This is a genomic window from Pseudomonas sp. TE24901, assembly GCF_054058375.1.
Genome location: NZ_JBSSAF010000001.1, coordinates 636,620 through 662,745 on the forward strand (window position 1 = coordinate 636,620; position 26,126 = coordinate 662,745).

20 protein-coding genes are annotated in these 26,126 nt (G+C 61.1%); 2 read left to right on the top strand and 18 right to left on the bottom strand.

Translation table 11 applies throughout. The features are described 5' to 3' along the window. Nucleotides 1–37 precede the first annotated feature (37 nt). Together ACVWVP_RS02930 and pbpC are read left to right on the top strand one after the other, a co-directional pair. On the top strand, nt 38–5,848 hold the full coding sequence (locus ACVWVP_RS02930; protein WP_457404446.1) for an alpha-2-macroglobulin: 5,811 nt from the start codon (nt 38–40) through the stop codon (nt 5,846–5,848). Continuing rightward, the gene (pbpC, locus tag ACVWVP_RS02935; protein WP_457404447.1) at nt 5,829–8,126 is read left to right on the top strand and encodes a penicillin-binding protein 1C; all 2,298 of its coding nucleotides are present in this window, start codon (nt 5,829–5,831) and stop codon (nt 8,124–8,126) included. The genes ACVWVP_RS02930 and pbpC overlap by 20 nt, the downstream gene beginning before the upstream one ends. Here pbpC and ACVWVP_RS02940 read toward each other — a convergent pair whose 3' ends face one another. The 18 genes from ACVWVP_RS02940 to ACVWVP_RS03025 all read right to left on the bottom strand — a co-directional run bounded on the left by ACVWVP_RS02940 (nt 8,127) and on the right by ACVWVP_RS03025 (nt 26,064). Continuing rightward, nucleotides 8,127–9,293, bottom strand: a complete 1,167-nt coding sequence (locus ACVWVP_RS02940) for a hypothetical protein (protein WP_178920939.1) — start codon at nt 9,291–9,293, stop codon at nt 8,127–8,129. After that, nucleotides 9,290–9,871 carry a LemA family protein gene (locus tag ACVWVP_RS02945; RefSeq protein WP_457404448.1) on the bottom strand — a complete coding sequence of 194 codons (582 nt, stop codon included), beginning with the start codon at nt 9,869–9,871 and terminating at the stop codon, nt 9,290–9,292. Before ACVWVP_RS02945 ends, ACVWVP_RS02940 begins: the two co-directional genes overlap by 4 nt. A 98-nt stretch (nt 9,872–9,969) precedes the next feature. Further along, nucleotides 9,970–11,481: a class I adenylate-forming enzyme family protein gene (locus ACVWVP_RS02950; protein ID WP_457404449.1), complete on the bottom strand. Its 1,512-nt coding sequence runs from the start codon at nt 11,479–11,481 to the stop codon at nt 9,970–9,972. Nucleotides 11,482–11,692: 211 nt separating this feature from the next. Further along, nucleotides 11,693–12,802 carry an alkene reductase gene (locus tag ACVWVP_RS02955; protein ID WP_457404450.1) on the bottom strand — a complete coding sequence of 370 codons (1,110 nt, stop codon included), beginning with the start codon at nt 12,800–12,802 and terminating at the stop codon, nt 11,693–11,695. Between the two features lie 33 nt (nt 12,803–12,835). Continuing rightward, nucleotides 12,836–13,585: an SDR family NAD(P)-dependent oxidoreductase gene (locus ACVWVP_RS02960; protein ID WP_457404451.1), complete on the bottom strand. Its 750-nt coding sequence runs from the start codon at nt 13,583–13,585 to the stop codon at nt 12,836–12,838. A 137-nt stretch (nt 13,586–13,722) separates the two neighbouring features. After that, complete coding sequence (locus ACVWVP_RS02965; protein ID WP_457404452.1) at nt 13,723–14,622, bottom strand: LysR family transcriptional regulator; 900 nt, start codon at nt 14,620–14,622, stop codon at nt 13,723–13,725. 6 nt (nt 14,623–14,628) lie between these two features. Further along, nucleotides 14,629–16,461 (bottom strand): glutamine--fructose-6-phosphate transaminase (isomerizing), encoded by a 1,833-nt coding sequence (glmS, locus tag ACVWVP_RS02970; RefSeq protein ID WP_178920934.1) that lies wholly within the window; start codon nt 16,459–16,461, stop codon nt 14,629–14,631. Nucleotides 16,462–16,471: 10 nt separating this feature from the next. Continuing rightward, nucleotides 16,472–17,239, bottom strand: coding sequence for a DeoR/GlpR family DNA-binding transcription regulator (locus ACVWVP_RS02975; RefSeq protein ID WP_122716288.1), 768 nt, complete (start codon nt 17,237–17,239; stop codon nt 16,472–16,474). 231 nt (nt 17,240–17,470) lie between these two features. Continuing rightward, complete coding sequence (gene glmU, locus ACVWVP_RS02980; protein WP_259172446.1) at nt 17,471–18,838, bottom strand: bifunctional UDP-N-acetylglucosamine diphosphorylase/glucosamine-1-phosphate N-acetyltransferase GlmU; 1,368 nt, start codon at nt 18,836–18,838, stop codon at nt 17,471–17,473. Between the two features lie 123 nt (nt 18,839–18,961). Next, nucleotides 18,962–19,378, bottom strand: a complete 417-nt coding sequence (locus ACVWVP_RS02985; RefSeq protein ID WP_178920930.1) for a F0F1 ATP synthase subunit epsilon — start codon at nt 19,376–19,378, stop codon at nt 18,962–18,964. Between the two features lie 44 nt (nt 19,379–19,422). Further along, a complete protein-coding gene (atpD, locus tag ACVWVP_RS02990; RefSeq protein ID WP_178920928.1) occupies nt 19,423–20,799 on the bottom strand; it encodes a F0F1 ATP synthase subunit beta in 1,377 nt (458 codons plus the stop codon). Nucleotides 20,800–20,826: 27 nt separating this feature from the next. Further along, nucleotides 20,827–21,687, bottom strand: coding sequence for a F0F1 ATP synthase subunit gamma (gene atpG, locus ACVWVP_RS02995; protein WP_010207685.1), 861 nt, complete (start codon nt 21,685–21,687; stop codon nt 20,827–20,829). Nucleotides 21,688–21,737: 50 nt separating this feature from the next. After that, nucleotides 21,738–23,282 carry a F0F1 ATP synthase subunit alpha gene (gene atpA / locus ACVWVP_RS03000; RefSeq protein WP_016970694.1) on the bottom strand — a complete coding sequence of 515 codons (1,545 nt, stop codon included), beginning with the start codon at nt 23,280–23,282 and terminating at the stop codon, nt 21,738–21,740. 21 nt (nt 23,283–23,303) lie between these two features. Beyond that, nucleotides 23,304–23,840 carry a F0F1 ATP synthase subunit delta gene (locus ACVWVP_RS03005; RefSeq protein WP_016970693.1) on the bottom strand — a complete coding sequence of 179 codons (537 nt, stop codon included), beginning with the start codon at nt 23,838–23,840 and terminating at the stop codon, nt 23,304–23,306. 12 nt (nt 23,841–23,852) lie between these two features. Beyond that, nucleotides 23,853–24,323: a F0F1 ATP synthase subunit B gene (locus ACVWVP_RS03010; protein ID WP_060756576.1), complete on the bottom strand. Its 471-nt coding sequence runs from the start codon at nt 24,321–24,323 to the stop codon at nt 23,853–23,855. A gap of 56 nt (nt 24,324–24,379) precedes the next feature. Beyond that, complete coding sequence (gene atpE / locus ACVWVP_RS03015; RefSeq protein ID WP_002555987.1) at nt 24,380–24,637, bottom strand: F0F1 ATP synthase subunit C; 258 nt, start codon at nt 24,635–24,637, stop codon at nt 24,380–24,382. Between the two features lie 133 nt (nt 24,638–24,770). Further along, complete coding sequence (gene atpB / locus ACVWVP_RS03020) at nt 24,771–25,640, bottom strand: F0F1 ATP synthase subunit A (RefSeq protein WP_058424360.1); 870 nt, start codon at nt 25,638–25,640, stop codon at nt 24,771–24,773. Nucleotides 25,641–25,656: 16 nt separating this feature from the next. Continuing rightward, complete coding sequence (locus tag ACVWVP_RS03025; RefSeq protein ID WP_071485335.1) at nt 25,657–26,064, bottom strand: F0F1 ATP synthase subunit I; 408 nt, start codon at nt 26,062–26,064, stop codon at nt 25,657–25,659. Between the last annotated feature and the right edge of the window lie 62 nt (nt 26,065–26,126).

Consider the following 26,126-nt stretch of genomic DNA (forward strand, 5'->3'; position numbering starts at 1 on the left):
GTGTAAGATACGCCGCACTTAGCCAGGGATGCTCACCATGTTCGATTCGTTGAAAGCGATCAGCCGCCGTATAACCAGTGCGTTACTGACTGTGGTGGGGGCCGTCTTCGGCGAATGGCATCCGCCGTTCTGGCTGCGCGCTATCGGCCGGGGCCTGGCGAACCTGGGCCACAAGGCCCGCGCCTATCCGCGCCAAGCCGGTGCTGGTGTGCTGGGCCTGGCGTTGCTGGCCGGCGCCGGGTTCTATGGCTGGCAGTGGTATTCCCACCTGCCGCAGCCCCACACCGTGGGTTACTCGCTGCACAAGCCGAACCTGACCGACTACACCCAGCAGCCACCGGTTGTGGATAACTTGCAGGTGCGCTTTGCCGAATCCGTGGCCCCGCTGGCCGCCATTGGCAAGCCGGTCACAGAAGGCATCACCCTCAAACCACCCGTGGCGGGCGCCTGGCGCTGGTCCGATGACCGTACCCTGCAATTCGTGCCGGAAAAAGACTGGCCGGTAGACGCCCATTACACCCTGGACCTGGCCAAGAAAAAGCTGCTGGCCGACGGTGTATTGCTCAGCCAGTACAGCAGCCAGTTTTCCACCCAACCGTTCCGCGCCACCCTGGCGCAAAACGAGCTGTACCAGGATCCGTCCAACCCGACACTGAAACAACTGGTGGCGACCTTCCATTTTTCCCACCCGGTGGATGAAGACAACCTGCGCAAACGCGTGTCGGTGACCCTCGGCAAAGGCCTGGCCTACCGCGACGCCCAGTTGCCCAACCGTCCGGAAGTCACCTTCGACGACACCAGGCTCAACGCCTACGTCCGCTCCGCCGCCCTGGCGACGCCGCTGGAAAGCACGCCGGTGAGCGCCAAGCTCGATGAAGGCATCAAGGCCCGTGACGGCGGCAACGCCAGCACCGCGCCGCTGGTCTCGGAAGTCACCGTGCCCGGCCGCTATCGCCTGACCTTCACCGGCGCCGAAGTGAGTTTTGTCGACAACGAACGTGGTGAGCCGGAACCGGTGCTGATGTTCAGCAGCTCCAGCGCCGTCGCCGACGAAACCATTGCCGGTAAGGTGCAGGCCTGGCTGCTGCCGGAAAAAGCCCAGGACGACACGCGCCCCTATAACAGCAACGACATCGACGACGCCCTGCTGGCCCGCAGCACCAAGGTCACCCTGACCCACGTGCCCAGCGTCGAACCGCTGAACACCCTGCACGCCTTCAAGTTCAAGGCCCCGGCCGGTCGCGCCATTTACGTGCGCGTGCCTGCCAACCTGGAAGCCATCGGCGGCTACCTGGCGAAAAACCCTACGGCGTCGCTGATCAGCATGCCGGCGTACCCACGCACCCTGCAGTTCCTGTCTGACGGCGCGTTGCTCAGCCTCAACGGCGAAAAACGTCTGGGCTTCATGGCCCGTGGCGTGCCCGGCGCCCACGTGGAAATCGCCCGCCTGCTGCCCAACCAGTTGCAGCACCTGGTGGACCAGAGCAGCGGCAGCTTTGCCCGGCCGAACTTTGGCAACGAATACTTCGACCGCATGGTTGAGCGTCAGTCGCTGGACATTCCCCTGTCGTCCAACGACCCGGCAAAAACCGTCTACGACAATGTGGACCTCAGCCATTACCTCACCGCCAACGGCGGGCGGCGCGGCATTTTTGTGCTCAAGCTCAGCCCTCAGGATGACCCAGCCACCCGTACCTTCGAGTACGACCGCAGCAGCACCAGCGACCTGCGCTTCATCGTGGTGACGGACCTCGGCATCATCGCCAAGCGCTCCAGTGACGGCAGCCATGACGTGTATGTGCAATCGATCGGCAACGGTTCGCCGGTGTCTGACGCCCAAGTCGACATCATTGGCCGCAACGGCTTGCCCGTGAGCAGCGGCCGCACCGACTCCGAAGGCCACGCGCATTTCGCCAAGCTGGATGAACTGCGCCGTGAGAAAACGCCGCTGATGTATGTGGTCACACGGGGCAATGACCAGTCGTTCCTGCCGATTGCCCGCCAGTCCCAACAGTTGGATTTGTCGCGCTTCGACGTAGGCGGTCTGGAAGAGGACGGTGCGATTGATCGCCTCAGCGCCTACCTGTTCACCGACCGTGGCCTGTATCGGCCGGGCGAGACCGCGCACCTGGGCATGATCGTGCGCAGCGGCAACTGGAAAGGCGCCCTGCAAGGCCTGCCAGTCGAGCTGCAAATCACCGACCCACGGGGCCTGGAAGTGATTCGCCAGCCCCTGAAACTGTCGGCCAGCGGCTTTGAAACCTTTGATTTCCCCAGCAGTGAAGTCGCCCCGGCCGGTGAATACACCGCGACCTTGCAGTTGATTGGCCAGAAGCAGACCCGCACCGACCTGGGCAGTGTCAGCTTCAAGGTGCGTGACTTCGAGCCGGACCGCATGAAGGTCAGCCTGAGCCTGCACGACACGCCGGTACTGGGCTGGATTCCACCGGACCAGGTGGTGGCCAAGGTCACCGCCATGCACCTGTTCGGCGCCCCGGCATCCGGCCGGCGTGTCACCGCCAAGATGTCCCTGAGCCCAACGCTCGCGGCGTTCGACCGCTACCCGGATTACCGCTTCCGCCTGAACAACGCCCTGGAGGACGCCAGCACCGAAGACCTGGCCGAAACCACCGTGGATGACAACGGCCAGGCCACGCTCGACCTCAACCTGCAACGCTTCGCCAACAGCACCTATCGCCTGCAGGTGATGACCCAGGTGTTCGAAGCCGAAGGCGGTCGTAACGTGGCGGCGCAAAACGCCTTGCTGGTGTCGTCCGCGCCTTACCTGGTCGGTGTGAAAAGCCAGGATTCGCTGTCGTACGTCGCCAAGGATGCGCCGCGCCAGGTGCAATGGCTGGCGGTCGCGCCAGACCTTACACCGGTAGCGGTAGACGGCCTGACCACTGAAGTGGTGGAGCACCGTTACGTGTCGGTGCTGGTGAAGCAGTCCAACGGCACCTACAAATACGAGTCGCGCATCAAGAACATCAGCCAACCGGCCTCACCGCTGGTGATGACCAAAGACGGCGCCAAGCAGGCCCTGAACACCGGTACGCCGGGGGATTTCACCCTGCAACTCAAGGACGCCAACGGCAACCTGCTTAACCAGATCGACTACAGCGTGGCCGGGCGCGGCAACACTTCGCGCTCCCTGGAGCGCAACGCTGAACTGCAACTGCGCCTGGATAAACGCAGCTATGCCACCGGTGATGAGATCGCCATCAGCATCCGCGCGCCGTACACCGGCGCGGGCTTGATCACCATCGAGCGCGACAAGGTCTACACCCAGCAGTGGTTCAAGGCTGACAGCACCAACAGCGTGCAGCACATCCGCGTGCCTGCGGGGCTTGAGGGCAATGCCTACGTCAACGTGCAGTTTGTGCGGGACATGGGCTCGGCCGAGGTGTACATGAGCCCGCTGTCCTATGGCGTGGTGCCGTTCAGCATCAACCTGGATGCGCGGCGCATGGCGCTGAAGGTCGAAGGCCCGGCGAAGATCGAACCGGGGCAGGCCCTGGACATCAAGGTCACCGCCGACCGCCCGGGCCGTGCCGTGGTGTACGCGGTGGACGAAGGCATCCTGCAAGTGGCGCGCTACCAGACGCCGGACCCGCTGGGCTTCTTCTTCCAGAAACGTGCGTTGGAGGTCGGCACCAGTCAGATCCTTGACCTGATCCTGCCGGAATTCAGCCGACTGCTCAGTGGGTCGGCGCCTGGTGGTGATACAGAAGGCGCCCTGGCCAACCACCTCAACCCGTTCAAGCGTAAACACCAGCCGCCTGTGGCGTGGTGGTCCGGTTTGGTGGACCTGCCGGCCGGTGAAACCGTGCTGCACTACCAGGTGCCGGATAGCTTCAACGGCAAGCTGCACCTGTTTGCAGTGGCGGTAGATAACGACAGCGTCGGCGTCAGCGACGCCAACACCGAGGTACGCGGACCGATCGTGATCACCCCGAACGTGCCAGCCTTCGTGGCGCCGGGCGATGTGTTCAACGTAAGCGCCGGGGTGTTCAGCAACCTCGACGCCGCGGCGGATGTGAAGTTTGAACTGCAGACCAGCGACGGCCTGAACGTGCAAGGCGACAAGGGCAGCACGCTGTCGCTGCAACCGCGCAAGGAAGGCACGGCCGAATTCAAGATCAAGGTCGGCGAAACCCTGGGTTCGGCGGACCTGCGCTTTGTCGCCGTGCTGCCGGATGGCAAGCGAATCCAGGTGGCGGAAACCACCTCGATCCGCCCACTGAGCGAGCACCGCGTGGCCTTGAGCCTGGGCCGTTTCGACAGCGCCAGCAAAGAGCTCAAGCCCACCCGCGAGCTGTTCAGCCAACTGCGCGACGTGCAAGTGGGCGTGGCCGCGTCGCCGCTGGTATGGGCCAACGGCCTCAAGCATTACCTGGACGACTACGGCTATGCCTGCACCGAGCAATTGGTGTCCAAGGCCATGCCGGCGCTGATCTGGGGCGGCAACGCGCCGGAAGCCGAGCAGGCGTTCACAGGCGCGGTGCGCATGTTGCGCCAGCGTCAGAACGGCGCCGGTGGTTTCGGTCTGTGGGCGGCCAACCCGGATGTAGCGCCTTACGCCAGCCTGTACGCGACTGACTTCCTGATCGAAGCCAAGGAACGTGGGCTGCCGGTGCCAGAAGATCTGCTGGTGCGTTCCAATGCGTACCTGACCGACCTGGCCAATGGCCCGAGCGAAGGCCTGTCGGAATTGCGCAACCGCGCTTACGCCAGTTACCTGCTGAGTCGTCAGGGGATTCTGGTGAGCGGTGCGTTGAGTGATATCCGCGAGCGTTACGAGAGCTACTTCAAGGACACCTGGCAGAACGACTTGGGCGCCGCGTACCTGGCCGCCAGCTACAAGCTGCTCAAGCAGGATCGCCAGGCCGATACGCTGTTCCGCAAAATCCCGTGGCGCTCCCTTGTGGATAAGTGGGACAGCGACGGTCTGTACTACGACCCGTTGGTGCACGACGCAGAACACCTGCACCTGCTGGCACGTCACTTCCCGGAGATGATCGACGACGTGCCGACGGCGCTGCTGGACAAGCTCGGCAAACGCCTCAACGAACAGCGTTACAACTCGCTGTCGGCTGCGCTGTTGCTGCGTGCCCTGGACAACTACGGCCAACGTGCGCAAAGCGACATGACCCTCAAGGCCACCGCGTGGCTGAGTGACAAACAACAGCAATTGCTGGAAATGGCTGGCCAGCCACCCCGCGCTGCCGTGCCGAGCGCCACGCAGAAACTGGTGATGGAGAAAACCGACGGCCCGGCCGCGTTCTACATGCTCAGCGAAGCCGGCTTCGACAAGGGTGCCAAGCTCAAGTCGATCACCAATGGCCTGGAAATCATCCACGAATACCTCGACCTCAAGGGCGACCCGGTGAGCAAAGTCGCCGTCGGCGATGAGTTCCTGGTGCGCCTGCGCCTGCGGGCCACCGACCGCGACCAAGTGCAGCAAGTGGCCGTGGTCGACCTGCTGCCGGGCGGGGTCGAGCCTGTGTATAACCTGCCACCGGAGCCGGAAGCCGCGAGCACCGAGGAAAGTGAAGGCGACGATGCCGAGTACGTGGAAACCGGCGAAGACAGCCAAGAGGCGGATGCCTGGCAAGCGCCGATCGGCGAAACCGAGCTGAGCAACTGGCAACCGGACTACGTCGACGTGCGTGATGACCGCGTGGTGTTGTACGGCACCGCGCTGCGTGATGTAGGTACTTTCGTGTATCGCGTGCGCGCCACCAACGCCGGGACCTTCAATACGCCACCGGCTTATGCCGAAGGCATGTACGAAACCACCCTGCAAGGGCGCGGCAAAGTAGGCCAGCTTGAAATTACCAAGCCTTAAACGCCTGGCGCCGCTGTGTACGGCGGTGGTGGTGCTGGCGGGGTTGCGGCTATGGCCGCATGCCCCGCTGGAGCAGGCCGTGACCTCATCACGGGTGGTGCTGGCCGACGACGGTTCACTGCTGCGCATGACACTGGCGGACGACGGGCAATACCGCTTGTGGCTACCTCTGGAGCGGATGTCACCTTCATTGGTCGAAGCCTTGTTGCTCAAGGAAGACCGTAATTTCTACTGGCACCCGGGGGTCAACCCTCCGGCATTGCTGCGGGCGGCCATGGCCACTTACAGCGGTGGCCAGCGCCAGGGCGGCTCGACCTTGAGCATGCAATTGGCACGACGCCTGTGGGACCTCAACACCCGCCAGGTACCGGGCAAGCTGCAGCAGATGGCCCTGGCGCTGTGGCTGGAAGCGCGCTACAGCAAGCACGACATCCTTGAGGCCTACCTGAACCTGGCGCCCATGGGCGGCAATATCGAAGGCGCCGAGGCCGCCAGCCGCATCTATTTTGGCAAGTCGGCGGCGCAGCTTTCGTTGTCCGAGGCGCTCGCGCTGGCGGTGATTCCCCAACAACCCGGACGGCGTGCGCGCTTCGGGCCATCGCTGCAAAACGCCAGGCTGCGCTTGATGGCAGACTGGCGCGCCACTTATCCACAGGACCCGCGCAACGACAGCTTGCTGGACTTGCCCCTGGAAGCGCGCAACCGTCAGCAGATCCCGTTCCTGGCGCCGCACCTGAGTGAACAACTGCTGGCGTCCCAGCCGGGCAACGAACTCAACAGCACGCTCAACTTGCCACTGCAGCAATTGCTGGAACGCCTGATTACAGGCTTTATCGCCGAGCGGCGCAGCACCGGTGTGGAAAACGCCACAGCCATCCTGATCGACAGCCGCGACCAAAGCGTCAAGGCACTGGTGGGCTCGGCGGACTACTTATCCACAGGCATCCACGGCCAGGTCAACGGTGTACTGTCGCGGCGCTCGCCCGGGTCGACGCTCAAGCCGTTCCTGTACGGGCTGGCGCTGGATCAGGGGGTGATTCACCCCATGAGCATCCTCAAGGACCTGCCGAGTAACTTCGGCTACTTCCAACCGGAAAATTTCGACGGCAGTTTTGTCGGCCCACTGACGGCGCGGGATGCGTTGATCCGCAGCCGCAATATCCCGGCCGTGTGGCTGGCCAGCCAGGTGAAATCACCTTCGCTGTACGGGCTGTTGCAACGCGCCGGCATCAAGGGCCTGCGCGACGAAAGCCATTACGGCCTGGCCCTGGCGCTCGGCGGCGGCGAGATGACCCCGGAAGAGCTGGCCCGTCTGTACGTGATGCTGGCCGGCGACGGGCATTTACGCCCGTTGCGCTATTTGCAGGAACAACCTCAATCCACCGGCCCGCAACTGCTCACGCCCCAAGCGGCATTCATGGTGCGTGACATGTTGCGCCGCAACCCACGCCCCGACGGGTTGCCGAGCCGCCATTGGCGCACCGCCTGGAAAACCGGCACCTCCTGGGGTTTTCACGATGCGTGGAGTGCCGGCCTGGTCGGCCCTTACGTGCTGGTGGTGTGGGTGGGCAACTTCGATGGCCGGCCGAACCCGGCATTTATCGGGGCCAAGACCGCCGCGCCGTTGTTCTTCCGCATCGCCGACGCGTTGCCCCTGGCGTTGCCCAACGTGGTGATCAAACCCGACAAGCCGCCCGTGGGGCTGGTGCGCATCGACGTCTGCGCCGCATCCGGCGAGCTGCCCAACCGCTGGTGCCCGCAAACCCGCAAGACCTGGTACATCCCCGGTGTGTCGCCGATTCGTGTATCCAACCTGCATCGCCCGGTGCTGATCGACACCCGCACCGGCAAGGCGGCGTGCCCGCCCTTTGATGCGCAATACACCCGAGAAGAAGTCTTCGAATTCTGGCCCAGCGACGTGCAACGCCTGTACCGCGCAGCCGGCCTGCCTCGACGCACACCACCCACCGTGATGAAAAACTGCCAGCCCAATCGCATCAGTGACACGAGCGAAGCGCCGCAGATCCGCTCGCCACTGACCCAGGTGAGCTACCAGTTACGCCTGTCCCAACCCCAGGAAAGCATCCCGCTGAACGCCAACGCCGCCAGCGATGCCACCACGCTGTACTGGTTCGCCGACCAGACCCTGATCGCCCAAGGCCCGCCGCAAGCTCTGTTGAACTGGCGGCCGGGCAAGTCGGGGGAGTATCGGTTGCGGGTCACCGATGATCAGGGGCGCAGCACCAACCGGGGGCTGAAAGTGGAGTTTGTGCCCTGATCAGGCGTCTTCGTCGCTGAAACTGCCTTTGCTCACGCGTTTGGCAAAATGTTGATACGCCACGCCCATCTTACGTTGCTCAAACAGCGAGAACGCCAGGGTGCCGAGCAAGATCAGCATCCAGATCAAAAATTGCTTCAACGCATCCACATGGGCGACAAACAGCAGCAAGGCCACCACTCCGCCGATGACCGCTCCCAACCCTGCCCACGCGCCGAGTACACGTCCCACGGCCAGGCGTATCCCTTTGGGCAGCAACAACCGGGTCCAGATCAACACCATGAAAATCGTCAGCATGAAGCCGAACGCCGCCATGAACGGAATCGGAAAACCACCTTCGCGGTACAGCCAGGCGAGCAACTGATACACCGGACCCTGTCCGGCCATCTGTGGATAAGTGTCGGGCCCCGGTAAATGCAGTTGCGCAAAATGGGCCGGGGTCAGGGCCATCACGCCGACGCCGAGCAACCCGACTATCGCACCATAGAAGCCACCGGCGCGCCATAACGGCGCCAGCACGCGGCGGTTTTCCACATCGACGGTCAACGCCACACCAAACACGGCTTTCGGTTCTTTGCCCTGTGCGATCACTGTATGGCCATCGCGCTCACAGGCGTCGCCGATCAGCATCACGTCCAGATCCTGCACCAGCAGAAGTTCGCCCTGGCGACGGGAACTGCCCAGCAACGCGTATTCGTCAGGCGATTTATTGCCAAACAGGTCAATGCCCTCGGCAATCACCGCCACCTCACCGCTGGCGTCCTTCAGGCGGAAATCATTGCAGCGCGCCTCGCCAGACACTCGGCTCCAGCTCCAATCGCCGTCTTTGTCTTGGGTGCCTTCTTCGACAATCCATACATACCCCACGCACGGTTTGCCATTGACCGGCGACAGCTGGGTCTTGTCCGCAATGACCTTGCCGCGCACCTCCACCAGGCCCATGGCCAGCGAGCGTATCTGGCTGGTGGCCAGGCGCTGTTCGGTTTTGTAGAAGTTGGGGCCAAAGCTGACCAGCAGGCCGATCAGGATGAGCATCGGAAAAAACAGCGCGATCAGGATATTCGGCGCGAACACCATCAAGGCGATAAAACCGGCGAGGAACACCAGGCCCAGCGCGGTTTTCCACTTCGGCTTTTTCACCACAACGCCCGCCTGAGTGGTTTTCATGCCCCCGGCACCTCAAGCTTCACGCCTTCGTAACGGGTTTCTTCAGCGCTGATGGCCAGCAGCGGGATGCGCTGATAGCTGAGCATCCGCGCAAAGAACAGGTCGGGGAACACGGCAATGGCGATGTTGTAGAGGTTGACCGACTCATTGAAAAACTCGCGGCGGTCGGCAATGCGCTCCTCCACGGCCGAGATGGCTTGCTGCAACTCGACCATGTTGGGACCGGAGATCAACGTCGGGTAACCCTCCGCCACCGCAATCACCGACTTGAGCGCCGCATTCAACTGGTTGGACGCATCGACCTTGTCGTTGAGGCTGCTGGCATTCAGGTACTGCTGGCGCGCATCGCTGAGCCGGGTGAACAGCGCGTGCTCGTGATTCATGGCGGTCTGCACCACACGCATCAGGTCCGGGATCTGATCGGCTCGCTGCTTGAGCAGCACATCGATGTTGGCGAACGCTTTATCCACATCGTTACGCCGCATCACCAGGCCGTTGTAGACCCCCACCATCCAGCCCACCAGGCCGACGACAATGATCAGCACAACGATGCCGGCAATTAGCAGTTCGATATTCATGGTGAGCGCGTCCCTGGGTGAGTTATCCACAGGGGGCATTCTAGGGTTAAAGCCGGACCGTGCGCTCGGCAGTAGCCCACAGATTCGACAAGAGGTCGTTAATTGGATTGGGCCATTCGCACCACCTCATTTCGGTCCACCTTGCCCAGCGCATTACGCGGGATGGTCTGGCTCAACACGATGCGCTGGGGCAACTTGAACGGCGCCAGACGCGTGCGCAGCCAGGCGAGAATCTCATCCGCCGTGGTGTCGGCAGCATCCTGTTCCAGCTTGACCAGCACCACCACGCGCTGCCCGGCGTTGCAATCCGGCGCGCCGGCAACGGCGGCGTCGGCGATTGCCGGGTGCAGGATCAGTTGGTTTTCCACTTCCACCGGGGAGATCTTGTCGGTGAAGCAGACGATCTGGTCTTTGCAGCGCCCCACAAAACGAAATTCGCCGTTGGGTTCTTGCTGCATCAAATCGCCGGATGAAAACCAGCCATCACGGCTGTGGCTGATGATGTCGCCGGGGCCGGTCCAGTAGCCGAGGCTCAGATTGGGGCCGCACATCTGCAATTCGCCCACCTCGCCCGGGGCCACGGCCACGCCGTTGGCGTCCACCAGGCGGGCGCGCCCGGGCACGGCGGTGAGGGTGTCCCAGGCCGAACCGAAGGCCATGCTGCCCAGGCATTCCGTCAGGCCATAGGTGTTGTTCAGTCGCAGGTCAAAGGTGTCCTGGAAGGTCTCGGCCACCCTCGGCCGGCAGGCGTCGCCGCCAATCCCGCAGACCTTCAACGCGCTGAGATTCCGTGGGCGCCTGCGCTGGGCGTCCACCAGCGGCGGGCAGATAAACGGCGCGACAAACAGCATCGAGCCGCCCTCTTGCTCGATGGCGTCGAGCAGTTTGTCGGCATCGAAGCGGCTGAACATGACTTCCTGGCAGCCCTTGATGATCGTCGCCAGCAACACGAACGAGCCAGACACATGGGCCACCGGGGTGCTGCCGAGGGTGCACGAATCCAGATCCAGCTGCCACGCGCCCAAGGCGCCGACCACGTGGGCAATCGCGCGCTGGTTGTAGGCCACCAACTTGGGCATGCCGGTGGTGCCGGAGGTTGCCAACAGCAAGCAGGTTGAGTCGATATCAACGGGCACTGCCGCCGTTTGCGGACTGCCTTCGCCCAGCAGCGCGTGCCAGTTCGTGCTGCTGAAGGTGCGCGTGCGTTCGATAGCCGCGTCGTCTATCTGGGCGATGACGGGTTGCAAATCCGCTTCGTGGATAAACAGCCGAGGCCGCAGCCAGCCCAGAAACTCCTCCAGCTCCCGCGCGGTGAATTCGGTCTTGAGCGGCACCATGATTGCGCCGCTCATCATCGCGGCAAACAGGAACACCGCATACAGCGGCGAAGTGCGCACCAGCATGACGATCCGTTCGCCCGGCTCGACGCCCTCACGCTTGAACCCATTGCTCAGGCGCACCACCTCACCGGCCAGGCGGTGATAGGACCACACGTCACCGTCGGCAATCAGGGCAATGGCATTGGGCCGTTCGGCCGCGTGCTGGAACAGGGCCTGCAACGGGGCTTGCGAGGCGGACAGGGCTTCAAGGGGTTCGAAACAGGTCAGCATGATGGTCTTCCAGGGGTGGCTTGGCGCGTTCTCCCCAAGGGAACACCTGGAAGGGCCGGTTTATTTCGTGAAGGTTCGTTTACGCATAATCGAACACTCACATCCTTGTGGCGAGGGAGCTTGCTCCCGCTGGGGCGCGAAGCGGCCCCCGCTCTTTTGGGGACTGTTACGCAGTCCAGCGGGAGCAAGCGCCTTCGCCACAAAGACAGCGTCAGGCGACGACTTCGCCGAGGAAGCTGTAATCGATGTAACCCTCACCACGGCCGCCGTAGAAGGTGTTGCGGTCGTAATCATTAAGAGGCGCGCCGCTGCGCAGGCGCTCCGGCAGGTCGGGGTTGGAGATGAAGAGCCGGCCGAACGCGACCAGGTCGGCATCGCCCGCCGCGAGGATTTCCTCGGCGGTGTCCCGGGAAAATCCGCCAGCCGCCAGGATCGGCCCCTTGAAGATACCGCGCAGGCTTTTGGAGGCCACGGCAGGGACGTTCAACTCGATGTCTTCGTAACCGCGAATGCGCGGCTCAATGACGTGCAGATAGGCCAGGCCGAAGCGGTTGAGTGCCTCGGCCAGGTAGCCGAAGGTCGCGGCCGGGTTGCTGTCGGACATGGTGCCGAACTGACCGCTCGGAGAAATGCGCACCGCCACGCGGTTACCACCCCACACCGAGATCAGAGCCTCGACGACTTCGAGCATGAACCGCGCGCGGTTCTCGATCGGGCCGCCGTAAGCGTCGTCGCGGTGGTTGGAGCCGTCCTGCAGGAACTGGTCCGGCAGGTAACCGTTGGCGCCATGCAGTTCTACACCGTCAAAGCCTGCAGCCTTGGCGCGTTCTGCCCCACGGCGGAATTCTTCGATGACGCCTGGGATCTCTTCGAGACGGAGCGCACGGGGCACCACCTGATCCACCTCGGCGATGCTGTCACCGTCGCGGATCACCGATTTTTCTTCACCGCGAATTGCCGAAGGGGCGACGGGTTGCGCACCGTCCAGGTTACCCGGGTGCGCCTGGCGGCCGCCGTGCCAGATTTGCAGGTAGATGCTGGCGCCTTTGGCGTGCACGGCGTCGGTCACACGCTTCCAGCCGGCCACTTGCGCATCGGTGTAGATGCCAGGCGCCAGTGCATAGGCGATGCCCATGGGCGACACGCTGGTGGCTTCGGCGATCAGCAACCCGCCTTGGGTGGCGCGCTGGGTGTAGTACTCGACCATCAAGTCGCCGGGTACATCACCGGCTTCGGTGCGCAGGCGGGTAAGCGGTGCAAGCACGACGCGGTGAGCCAGGTTGAGGGTGCCGACTTGGGTAGCGCTGAATAGCTTGGTCATGATGAGTTCCGTGTTTTTGAGTGGATGCGGTGACTAGACCTGGGCGATGCCGCCATCGACAAACAGGTCGATACCGGCCACGAAGCTGCTGTCTTCAGAGGCGAGAAAGAGGGCAACCGACGCCACCTCTTCAGGCCGGCCAAGGCGACCGAGCGGAGTGGCGTGTGCGAATTGAACGCGCAGGGCGACAGCCTCTTCGGGCGTGGACACCTGGCTGTCCATGATCGGTGTATCGATGGCGCCCGGGCTGAGGGTGTTGACTCGGATGCCGCGGTCTTTCAGCTCCATCGTCCAGGTGCGTGCGAACGAACGGACCGCCGCCTTGCTGGCGCTGTAGGTGCCGTAGGTGGGATAGCCTTTGACCCCGGCAATCGAGCCGGTGAGGATGACGCTGGCGCCATCGCGCAGCAGCGGCAACGCTTTCTGCACGGTGAGCGCGAGGCCGCGCACGTTGACGTCGAAGGTCTTGTCGTAGTGTTCGGTGGAAAACGCCTCCAGGGGGCGAAGCTCCACCACACCCGCGTTGGCAAACAGTACATCCAGCTTGCCCTTCGCCTGCTCGACCGTCGCGTAGAGCCGGTCGAGGTCGCGGGGTTCGGACGCGTCGCCCTGTACCGCCGTGATGTCGCCACCAATCAGGGTGACGGCGTTGTCCAGTTCGGCTTGCCGGCGGCCGAAGATGAAAACGCTGGCGCCTTCATCGACGAAACGCTTGGCTGTCGCCAGCCCGATACCGCTGTTACCGCCCGTGATGACGGCGACCTTGCCTTGTAGCCTGGCCATGCAGTGCTCCACCTGTTGAGTGCCCGTGGGTTACGGACCAAGGACTCAACGGTACTGACGGAGGTGCATGCCTTGTAGAGGGTGACCAAGCATGAAGGTTATTCCAGATCAGAATAGCTTGGCCTTGAGCAAGAGGATCAGGTCGGCGGGGATGCCGTTGCCATCCGCGATTCCACGAACGCAACAAAAGCCCGCGCCTTGGCGCTGGCCTGACGACCCGTGGGAAACACGGCCCACAGGTCGATCGAGGGCAGTGTCCAGTCTTGCAGCACGGGTTTCACGGTTCCGGCCTGTAGCTCGGGTGCGAACATCCATTCGGAGGAGATAGTGAGGCCCAGCCCCGCCAGCACCGCTTCACGAATACCTTCAGCCGCACTGATGCGCAGCCGCCCGCGAACGGTCACAGTGGTTTTTTCCGAACCTTGCTGAAACGCCCACACCGCGCCACCGCCCCGTTGGTCGTAGACGACGGCTTGATGGGACGCCACATCCGCAGGTACCTGCGGCTCGCCAGCGCTTTCGAAATAGGCCGGTGTGCCGAGCACCAGGCGGCGAGACTGGGCGATTTTCCTGGCGGTCAAACCGGAGTCGACCAGGTCGCCCATTCTCAGCGCCACGTCGATGCCGGCTTCGATGAGATCGACGTTGCGATCATCCAGCACCACCTCGACCTCCAGCGACGGGTGCTCCGCGAGGAACAGCCCCAGGTGCGGCACGATGTGCAGCCGTGCAAAGGTCACGGCGGCGCAAATCCGCAAACGGCCGGTGAGCGCCATCGCGGCTCCCCGCGCGGCCATGTCCGCCTCGTCAGCCTCTTCGATCGAACGCTTGGCGTGTTCGTAGAAGTTTTGTCCGGCTTCGGTGGGCGTCAGGCCGTGGGTAGAACGCAGCAGCAGGCGCACGCCCAGCCGCTCTTCCAGCAGGGCGATGGCTTTTGAAATCGCTGGCTGCCCCACGTGAAGCTGGCGTGCCGCACCGGAAAACGAACCGGTTTCAATGACGCGTACCAAGGCTTCCATGGCAGCCAGTCGATTCATGACGGTTTACTCCACGGTCACCGACTTCGCCAGGTTGCGCGGCTGGTCGACGTCGGTGCCCTTGAGCACGGCAACGTAGTACGACAGCAACTGCAGCGGGATGGTATAGAGGATCGGCGACAGGGTGTCGTGGATGTGCGGCATGTTGATGACGTGGGTGCCTTCACCGTTGGTCATGCCGGCTTTTTCGTCAGCGAAGACGATCAATTGGCCGCCACGGGCGCGCACTTCCTGCAGGTTCGACTTTAGCTTCTCCAGCAGTTCGTTGTTGGGCGCAACAGTCACCACCGGCATGTCGTCATCCACCAGGGCCAGCGGGCCGTGTTTCAGCTCGCCGGCCGGGTAGGCTTCGGCGTGGATGTACGAAATTTCCTTGAGCTTGAGCGACCCCTCCATCGCCACCGGGTATTGCGCACCACGGCCGAGGAACAGGGTGTGGTTCTTGTCGGCGAACAGCTCGGCGACTTTTTCCACGGTGCTGTCCATGGCCAAGGCTTCGCCCAGGCGGGTGGGCAGGCGGCGCAGTTCTTCTACCAGCGTGGCTTCGACGCCCTCGGCGAGGGTGCCGCGCACTTGGCCCAGGGACAAGGTCAGCAACAGCAGGCCGACCAACTGGGTGGTGAAGGCCTTGGTGGACGCTACGCCGATTTCGCGACCGGCCTGGGTGAGCAGGGTCAGGTCGGATTCACGCACCAGGGAGCTGATGCTGACGTTGCAGATCGCCAGGCTGCCGAGGAAACCCAGCTCCTTGGCATTACGCAGTGCAGCCAGGGTGTCGGCGGTTTCGCCGGACTGGGAGATGGTCACGAACAGGGTATCGGGTTGCACCACCACCTTGCGATAGCGGAACTCACTGGCGACTTCGACCTGGCACGGGATACCGGCCAGTTCTTCCAGCCAGTAACGGGCAACCATACCGGCGTGGTAGCTGGTGCCGCAGGCGACGATCTGCACATTGCGCACTTTGGCGAACAGCTCGGCGGCTTGCGGGCCGAAGGCGTTGACCAGTACTTGATTCTGGCTCAGGCGACCTTCAAGGGTGCGTTGCACCACGGACGGTTGCTCGTGGATTTCCTTGAGCATGAAGTGGCGGAACTCGCCTTTATCGGCAGCCTCGGCACCGTCGCGGTATTGCACCGCTTCGCGCTCGACGGAATTGCCGTTGACGTCCCAGATCTGCACGCTTTCACGGCGGATGTCGGCAATATCGCCCTCTTCCAGGTACATGAAGCGGTCAGTGACCTGGCGCAGGGCCAGTTGATCGGAGGCGAGGAAGTTTTCTCCCAGGCCCAGGCCGATCACCAGCGGGCTGCCACTGCGGGCGGCAACCACGCGGTCGGGTTGGCTGGCGGACACGACGGCCAAGCCGTAGGCACCGTGCAGTTCCTTCACGGTGGCTTTCAGGGCCACGGTCAGGTCGCCCAGGGTCTTGAGCTTGTGGTTCAGCAGGTGCGCGATGACTTCGGTGTCGGTGTCCGAGGTGAACGCGTAGCCCAGGCCCTTGAGTTGTTCACGCAGCACTTCGTGGTTTTCGATGATGCCGTTGTGCACCACGGCCAGGTCGCCGGAGAAATGCGGGTGGGCGTTACGCTCGCAGGGCGCACCGTGGGTGGCCCAACGGGTGTGGGCGATGCCCAAACGACCTACCAGCGGCTCGCCGGCCAGGGCCTGCTCCAACTCGCTGACCTTGCCCGGGCGACGCATGCGCTCAAGCTTGCCGGCGTTGGTGAAGACCGCCACGCCGGCGCTGTCATAGCCGCGGTATTCCAGGCGCTTGAGGCCTTCGAGCAAGATGGCGGTGACGTTGCGTTCAGCGACTGCGCCTACAATTCCACACATGGTGTTTCTCCTAGATGATTGCCGCGCATATCAGCGTAATGCCGCGGGCTTGGATCTGGTCGCGGGCCTCAAGCGGCAGGCGATCATCGGTGATAAGGGTATGGACGCTGCTCCAGGGCAGTTCCAGGTTGGGAATCTTGCGGCCGATCTTGTCGGATTCGACCATCACCACCACTTCACGGGCGACCTCGGCCATCACACGGCTCAGGCCCAACAGTTCGTTGAAGGTGGTGGTACCGCGCTGCAGATCGATGCCGTCGGCGCCGATGAACAGTTGATCAAAGTCGTAGGAACGCAGTACCTGCTCGGCAACCTGACCCTGGAACGAGTCCGAATGCGGGTCCCAGGTGCCACCGGTCATCAACAGCACCGGTTCGTGTTCCAGCTCACTCAAGGCGCTGGCCACATGCAGGGAGTTGGTCATCACCACCAGGCCGGGCTGGTGGCCCAGCTCCGGGATCATGGCGGCGGTGGTGCTGCCGCTGTCGATGATGATGCGGGCGTGCTCGCGCAGGCGCATCACGGCGGCACGCGCGATGGCGCGCTTATACACCGAGATGGGCTGGGCGGCGTCACCCACCAGTTCCTGGGGCATGGTGATGGCACCGCCGTAGCGGCGCAGCAACAGGCCATTGCTTTCGAGGGCGGCCAGGTCCTTGCGGATGGTGACTTCCGAGGTTTCGAAACGCTTGGCCAATTCGTCCACGCTGACTTCGCCCTGTTCATTGAGCAAAGTCAGAATGTTGTGGCGCCGTTGGGGTGTATTTCGTTTCGACATGGTGATGATAAGTTTCGTTTCGAAAGATAACGAAGGCAATAAAAACCTATTGGCGAAAGATCGTCAAGCGGGGGCGTTGAAAATTTTTGGGAAATCACAAACCAAATGTGGGAGCTGGCTTGCCTGCGATAGCGGAGTGTCAGGCGACACCCGTCTTGGATGTCAGACCGCTATCGCAGGCAAGCCAGCTCCCACAGGGGAACCTCACTAGGCCATAGAGCTGTGGATAACTCAGCTCTTCTTGATTTTGACCGGGCGTTTCCAGCCGTCGATATTGCGCTGGCGGGCACGGGCGACAGCCAGCTGAGACTTATCCACATCCTGATTGATCGTCGAACCCGCTGCGGTATTCGAGCCATCACCAATGGTGACAGGTGCAATCAGGGAGTTGTTGGAACCGATGAATACGTCTTCACCGATAGTTGTCTGGTATTTGTTGGCGCCATCGTAGTTGCAGGTAATTGCACCCGCACCAATGTTGCTGCGAGCGCCGATGACTGCGTCACCGAGGTAGGCTAGGTGGCCAGCCTTTGCGTCGTCGCCCATACGCGCGTTTTTCAATTCAACGAAGTTACCCACATGTGCCCTGGCCCCCATCACTGTGCCAGGACGTAGACGCGCAAACGGGCCGGCATCGCTGCCCTCGCCCATGATCGCGCCGTCAAGGTGGCTGTTGGCTTTGACCACCACGCCTTTGCGCAGGGTGCTGTCCTTGATCACGCAGTTAGGCCCGATCACCACGTCGTCTTCGATGATCACGCGGCCCTCTAGGATCACGTTGATATCGATCAGCACGTCACGGCCGACGGTGACTTCGCCGCGTACATCAAAGCGAGCCGGGTCGCGCAGGGTTACGCCCTGGGCCATCAGGCGGCGGCCTTCACGGAGCTGGTAGTGACGCTCAAGCTCTGCCAGCTGCTTGCGGTCGTTGGCGCCCTGCACTTCCATCGGGTCGTGGGGCTGTTCCGTGGCAACCAGCAGGCCATCGCTCACGGCCATCTCGATGACGTCAGTGAGGTAGTACTCGCCCTGGGCGTTGTTGTTGGACAGGCGGCTCATCCAGTCGGCGAGCTTGTTGGCAGGCACCGCCATAATGCCGGTGTTGCCTTCGGTGATGGCGCGCTGGGCTTCGCTGGCATCTTTGTGCTCGACGATTGCAGCAACCTTTCCGCTTGCGTCACGCACAATGCGACCGTAGCCGGTGGGGTCATCCAGCTCTACGGTGAGCAGGCCCATTTGGCCAGGCACCACGTGCTTGAGCAGGCGCTGCAGGGTGTCGACTTCGATCAGCGGCACGTCGCCGTAGAGGATCAGCACGGTGTCGGCGGTGATAAATGGCACGGCTTGCGCGGTGGCGTGGCCGGTGCCGAGTTGCTGGTCTTGCAATACGAAATTCAGGTCATCGGCCGCCAGGCGTTCACGCACCACATCGGCGCCGTGGCCGATCACCACGTGGATGCGTTGTGGATCAAGTTGCCGGGCGCTGTGGATAACATGACCCAGCATGGAATTGCCGGCAACCGGGTGCAGCACCTTGGGCAGGGCCGAACGCATGCGGGTGCCCTGGCCTGCGGCGAGAATGACGATTTCAAGAGACATGAATGGCTACCAATCCTGGGCGGTCCGGCTTCAGACCAGAGAAGTGTTTTGCTGAAAAAGAAAAAGGGTAGCCGAGGCTACCCTTTTTAATCAATCGCGCTTGAAGCATGACGGCGTGGCCGCTTACTTCTTGCGGATCTGCTGGAGCGTGCGCAGCTGGGCTGCAGCCTCGGCCAGACGTACAGCAGCAGCGCTGTAGTCGAAGTCCGCACCCTTTTCGTTCAGGGCCTTCTCAGCAGCCTTGACGGCTTCCTGAGCGGAGGCTTCATCCAGGTCGCCAGCACGTTGCACGGTGTCGGCAAGTACCTTGACCATGTTCGGCTGAACCTCGAGGAAACCACCGGAGATGTAAAACACCTCCTTGTCCCCGCCTTGCTTGGTCAGAGTGATCGGACCTGGCTTCAAGCTGGTGATCAGCGGTGCGTGGCCCATGGCAATACCAAGGTCACCCAATTCGCCGTGTGCAATCACCATCTCTACCAGACCGGAGAAAATTTCCCCTTCCGCGCTGACGATATCGCAATGGACTGTCATAGCCATCTGATTGCCTCAACCTGATGAGCGCCCGTTTCCGGGCGCTTGGATTACAGTTTCTTGGCTTTCTCGATCGCTTCTTCGATGCCGCCGACCATGTAGAACGCTTGTTCTGGCAGGTGGTCGTAGTCACCGTTGAGGATGCCTTTGAAGCCAGCAATGGTGTCTTTCAGGGAAACGTATTTACCCGATGCACCGGTGAAGACTTCAGCCACGAAGAACGGCTGCGACAAGAAACGCTGGATCTTACGAGCACGGTTTACCAACTGCTTGTCGGCTTCCGACAGCTCGTCCATACCCAGGATCGCAATGATGTCCTTCAGTTCTTTGTAACGCTGCAGCACGTACTGAACGCCGCGAGCGGTGTCGTAGTGCTCCTGGCCGATCACGTTCGGGTCCAGCTGGCGCGAAGTCGAGTCGAGTGGATCGACCGCTGGGTAGATACCCAGGGAAGCGATGTCACGGGACAGTACGACGGTGGCGTCCAAGTGGGCGAAGGTGGTCGCAGGCGACGGGTCAGTCAAGTCATCCGCAGGTACGTATACCGCTTGGATCGAGGTGATCGAACCTTCTTTGGTCGAAGTGATACGTTCTTGCAGAACGCCCATCTCTTCGGCCAGGGTCGGCTGGTAACCTACTGCCGAAGGCATACGGCCCAGCAGTGCGGATACTTCAGTACCGGCCAAGGTGTAACGGTAGATGTTGTCGACGAACAGCAGAACGTCGTTACCTTCGTCACGGAACTTCTCGGCCATGGTCAGGCCAGTCAGTGCTACGCGCAGACGGTTTCCCGGCGGCTCGTTCATCTGACCGTAAACCAGTGCCACTTTGTCCAGAACGTTGGAGTCCTTCATCTCGTGGTAGAAGTCGTTACCCTCACGAGTACGCTCACCCACACCGGCGAACACGGAATAACCGCTGTGCTCGATGGCGATGTTACGGATCAGTTCCATCATGTTTACGGTCTTGCCTACACCGGCACCACCGAACAGACCCACTTTACCGCCTTTGGCGAACGGGCAAACCAGGTCGATAACCTTGATGCCGGTTTCCAGCAGGTCGTTGCCGCCAGCTTGCTCGGCGAACGACGGTGCAGCGCGGTGGATGCCCCAACGCTCGTCGGTGGCAATCGGGCCAGCTTCGTCGATCGGGTTGCCCAGTACGTCCATGATCCGGCCCAGGGTCGCTTTACCGACCGGTACGGAGATGGCTGCGCCAGAGTCGACAACGTCCAGACCGCGCTTCAAGCCTTCGGTGGAACCCATCGCAATGGTACGAACTACGCCGTCGCCCAGCTGCTGCTGAACTTCCAGGGTAGTTTCCGCGCCTTGTACTTTCAGCGCGTTGTAGATGCTCGGTACGCTGTCGCGTGGAAATTCCACGTCGATAACGGCGCCGATGATTTGAACGATACGTCCGCTACTCATAGCTGGATCCTCTGAATATTTGAACCGTTAAACCGCGGCAGCGCCGCCGACGATTTCCGAGATCTCTTGGGTGATCGCAGCCTGACGCGCCTTGTTGTAGATCAGCTGCAAATCGCTGATCAGATCACCGGCGTTATCGGTAGCGTTTTTCATCGCGATCATCCGCGCCGCTTGTTCAGCTGCGTTGTTCTCGACCACCGCCTGGTACACCTGCGACTCCACGTAGCGCACCATCAAGCCGTCAAGCAGCTCTTTGGCGTCTGGTTCGTAGAGGTAGTCCCAGTGGTGCTTGAGTTCCTGATCCGGAGTCGCCACCAGTGGAATCAATTGCTCCACGGTTGGCTGCTGGGTCATGGTGTTGATGAACTTGTTGGATACCACGGACAGGCGGTCAATCCGGCCTTCCAGGTACGCATCCAGCATCACCTTCACACTGCCGATCAAATCATTGATCGACGGCTCTTCACCCAGGTGGCTGATAGCTGCAACGACGTTACCGCCGAAGTTACGGAAAAAGGCCGCACCCTTGCTACCAACAACACACAGATCGATCTCGACGCCCTTTTCGCGGTTTACCGCCATGTCCTTGACCAGGGCCTTGAACAGGTTGGTATTCAAACCACCGCACAAACCACGGTCACTGCTCACTACCACATAACCCACACGCTTAACTTCGCGGTCGATCATGAACGGGTGGCGGTATTCCGGGTTGGCGTTGGCCAAATGCCCAATTACCTGGCGGATACGCTCCGCATAAGGACGGCTAGCAGCCATGCGCATTTGTGCCTTGCGCATTTTGCTGACCGCCACTTTTTCCATGGCGCTGGTAATTTTTTGCGTGCTTTTGATGCTCGCAATCTTACTGCGAATCTCTTTTGCGCCTGCCATGTAACACCTATCAGGTTAGCAAGCGGGAGCCTTGCGGCTCCCGCTGCGGCTTACCAGGTTTGGGTGGCCTTGAACTTCTCGATACCGGCTTTCATGCCAGCGTCGATTTCGTCATTGAAGTCACCCTTCACGTTGATCTTGGCCAACAAGTCGGCGTGATCGCGGTTGAAGTAAGCAATCAGCGCTTGTTCGAAGCTGCCGACCTTGGTGATTTCGACGTCAGTCAGGAACCCACGCTCAGCGGCATACAGCGACAACGCCATGTCAGCGATCGACATTGGGGCGTATTGCTTCTGCTTCATCAGCTCGGTAACGCGCTGACCATGCTCAAGTTGCTTACGGGTCGCTTCGTCCAGGTCAGAAGCGAACTGGGCGAATGCCGCCAGTTCACGGTACTGAGCCAGAGCGGTACGGATACCACCGGAGAGCTTCTTGATGATCTTGGTCTGAGCGGCACCGCCCACACGGGATACCGAAACACCGGCGTTCACTGCAGGGCGGATGCCCGAGTTGAACATGGCCGATTCCAGGAAGATCTGACCGTCGGTGATGGAAATCACGTTGGTCGGAACGAACGCGGAAACGTCGCCAGCCTGGGTTTCGATGATCGGCAGTGCGGTCAGGGAACCGGTTTTGCCGGTCACTGCGCCGTTGGTGAACTTCTCTACGTACTCTTCCGAAACGCGGGATGCGCGCTCCAGCAGACGGGAGTGGAGATAGAACACGTCGCCTGGGTAAGCTTCACGGCCTGGTGGACGACGCAGCAGCAGGGAAATCTGGCGGTAAGCCACTGCTTGCTTGGACAGATCGTCATAAACGATCAGCGCGTCTTCACCGCGGTCGCGGAAGTATTCGCCCATGGTGCAACCGGAGTACGGTGCCAGGAATTGCAGCGCAGGAGATTCCGAAGCACTGGCAGCCACGATGATCGTGTTGGCCAGGGCGCCGTTTTCTTCCAGCTTGCGAACCACGTTGGCGATGGTCGATTGTTTCTGACCGATGGCTACGTAGACGCAGAAAATGCCGCTGTCTTTCTGGTTGATGATCGCGTCGATCGCCAGAGCGGTCTTACCGATCTGACGGTCACCGATGATCAGCTCACGCTGGCCACGGCCGACTGGGATCATGGCATCGACAGCCTTGTAGCCAGTCTGTACTGGCTGGTCTACCGACTTACGCCAGATCACGCCTGGAGCAACTTTCTCGACCGCGTCGGTCTCGGTGTTGCCCAGTGGACCTTTACCGTCAACAGGGTTACCCAGTGCGTCGACAACGCGACCCAGCAGTTCCTTACCAACAGGAACTTCCAGGATGCGGCCAGTGCACTTGGCGCTCATGCCTTCAGCCAGACTGGTGTACGCGCCCAATACAACGGCACCTACGGAGTCTTGCTCCAGGTTGAGGGCCATACCGTAGACGCCGCCCGGAAACTCGATCATCTCGCCGTACATGACGTCGGCCAGACCGTGAATCCGCACGATGCCGTCAGATACGCTGACGACAGTGCCTTCGTTACGGGCTTGGGAGGTCACATCGAGCTTGTCGATGCGGCCCTTGATAATTTCACTTATTTCGGAAGGATTGAGTTGCTGCATTGCTCTGCTGCCCCTTCAAACTCAAGATTTCAATGCTTCGGCAAGTTTCGCGATTTTGCCGCGAATCGAGCCATCGATAACCAGGTCGCCGGCACGGATAACAACACCACCGATCAGTGATGCGTCCTCCGAAGCTTGCAGGCGCACTTCCCGATTGAGTCGTGCACTGAGAACCTTGGCGAGTTTGTCTTGCTGTTCTTGGTTCAATGCAAAAGCACTGGTCACTTCAACGTCTACCGACTTCTCTTCTTCGGCCTTGTACAGGTCGAACAGAGCGGCGATCTCCGGCAACAGCGGGAGACGGTCGTTTTCGGCAACGACATTGATGAAGTTCTGTGCCTTCACATCAAACTTGTCGCCGCACACTTCAATAAAAGTGGCGGCCTTGTCTGCGCTCGTCAGGCGCGGGGCCTTGAGCACGCGCTGCATGGTGTCGTCTTGCGACACCGCTGCTGCCAGGCCGAGCATGGCTGACCAAGAGGCCAGCTGCTGGTGGGCCTGGGCGTGCTCGAAGGCTGCCTTGGCGTAAGGTCGGGCCAACGTGGTCAGTTCTGCCATGATCGCCCTCGCTTAAATTTCAGCAGCCAGTTTGTTAACCAGCTCCGCGTGCGCGTTTTGATCGATTGTGGCACCGAGGATCTTCTCAGCACCGCCGACCGCCAGAGCACCCAGTTGGGCACGCAGCGCGTCTTTGACGCCGTTCAGTTCCTGTTCGATCTCGGCATGAGCCGAAGCCTTCACACGGTCAGCTTCGACGCGGGCTTTTTCAACAGCCTCTTCGACGATCTGGTTACCGCGTTTCTTGGCTTGCTCAATGATTTCAGCTGCCTGTGCCTTAGCTTCGCGCAGTTGATGACCCGCTTTCTCTTGGGCCAACTCCAGGTCGCGAGCTGCACGGGTGGCAGCGTCCAAACCGTCCGCGATCTTCTTCTGACGTTCGTGCAAAGCCGCGATGACCGGAGGCCACACGAACTTCATGCAAAACACTACAAAAATGAAGAACGCAACGGATTGGCCAATCAGGGTTGCATTAATGTTCACGCCAACACCTCGCTCATTCGTTGTCCATCACCCCAATCACTCGAAAAGTCGAGTGATTAGCCAGCGAGTTGACCAACGAAGGGGTTCGCGAAGGTGAAGAACAGAGCGATACCAACGCCGATCATGGTCACGGCGTCGAGCAGGCCGGCGACGATGAACATTTTAACTTGCAGCATTGGGACCATCTCTGGCTGACGCGCTGCGCCTTCCAGGAATTTGCCGCCCAGCAGGCCGAAACCAATGGCAGTACCCAGGGCGCCCAGGCCGATCAACAGTGCAACAGCGATAGCGGTTAGACCAACTACAGTTTCCATCTTTCCTCCCGACTTTTACGTCGTATGGTTTAGGTTTTTTAGATTTTAAAGCGGTAAAACAAATCGTTTCATAGCCCTGTTGGGCCACCTTCCCGTTTCACCGGGAAGGACATCAGACTAGTCGAGACTGGTCTTAATGGTTCTCTTCGTGCGCCATCGACAGGTAGACGATGGTCAGCATCATGAAGATGAAGGCCTGCAGGGTGATGATCAGGATGTGGAACACAGCCCACGCCCACTGCAGAACTACGCCCAGGCCGCTAAGCCAGAGCAGGCCGCTGCCGAACATCACAGCGATCAGGATGAACACCAGCTCGCCGGCATACATGTTGCCGAACAGTCGCAGGGCCAGGGAGATCGGCTTGGCGACCAGGGTCACGAACTCCAGCAGGAAGTTCACCGGAATCAGCAGGGCTTGAACGAAGATGTTCTTGCTGCCGAACGGGTGCAGGGTCAGTTCGCCGATGAAGCCGCCGATGCCCTTGACCTTGATGCTGTAGAAAATGATCAACGCGAACACCGACAGGGCCATGCCCAGGGTGGCGTTAGGGTCCGTGGTGGAAACCGCACGGAATGGAATGTGGTGATCGCCGGAGATCAGGATGGCCAGCTGAGGAATCCAGTCGACCGGTACCAGGTCGACGGCGTTCATCAGGAACACCCAGACGAAGATGGTCAGTGCCAGCGGTGCAATCACCGGGCTACGGCCATGGAAGCTGTCTTTCACGCTGCCATCGACGAATTCGACCAATACTTCAACGAAGTTCTGCAAAGCACCTGGCTGACCGGAAGTCGCCTTCTTTGCCGCCATGCGGAAAATCAGGACGAAGATCAGACCCAATGCGACCGACCAGCCCAGAGTATCCAGGTGGAAAGCCCAGAAACCCATTTCTTTGGCTTCTGCTGCGGAGTGGGCAAAGCCCCAGCCGCCATTGGGTAGCTGACCGAAGGTCAGGTTCTGCAAGTGGTGCTGGATATAGCCCGAAGCGGTTGTTTCTGCCATGGTTGCCTCAAACGCCCTAAGGTCTCGAAAGTCTTGTTTTCATTAGCAGGGGAGCGAACCAGCTGACCAGTTGGGTCAACACGAAGACGCCGAATACAGCCAGCGGCGCCAATGGCTTCACACCTGCAAAGGTCAGTGCAAACAGCACTGCCGTCAAAATCAGTTTCCCCGCCTCGCCGGCATAAAAGGACCGGACGATAGCCTGGGCTGCTCGGGCGCCGGAAAACCGAAAGGCCCTGTGAGCAAAATACATATTGGGCAGCAAGGCTATCAGGCCTCCGCAGAGTCCTGAATATCCGGCAACGACTCCATGCCAATACCAAAGCGCCAATGCGGCGATCAGCAAAATGACAAATTGAGCCAATAAAACCGGAAAAACGGCCAAGCGATGGAACGGCAACGTGTTTGGCGTGCGGGTTTCCATCACTCTTGCTCCTCAATGGTCGGCTGCCGGAAATCAATAACTTGGCATAATTTGTGCCGACA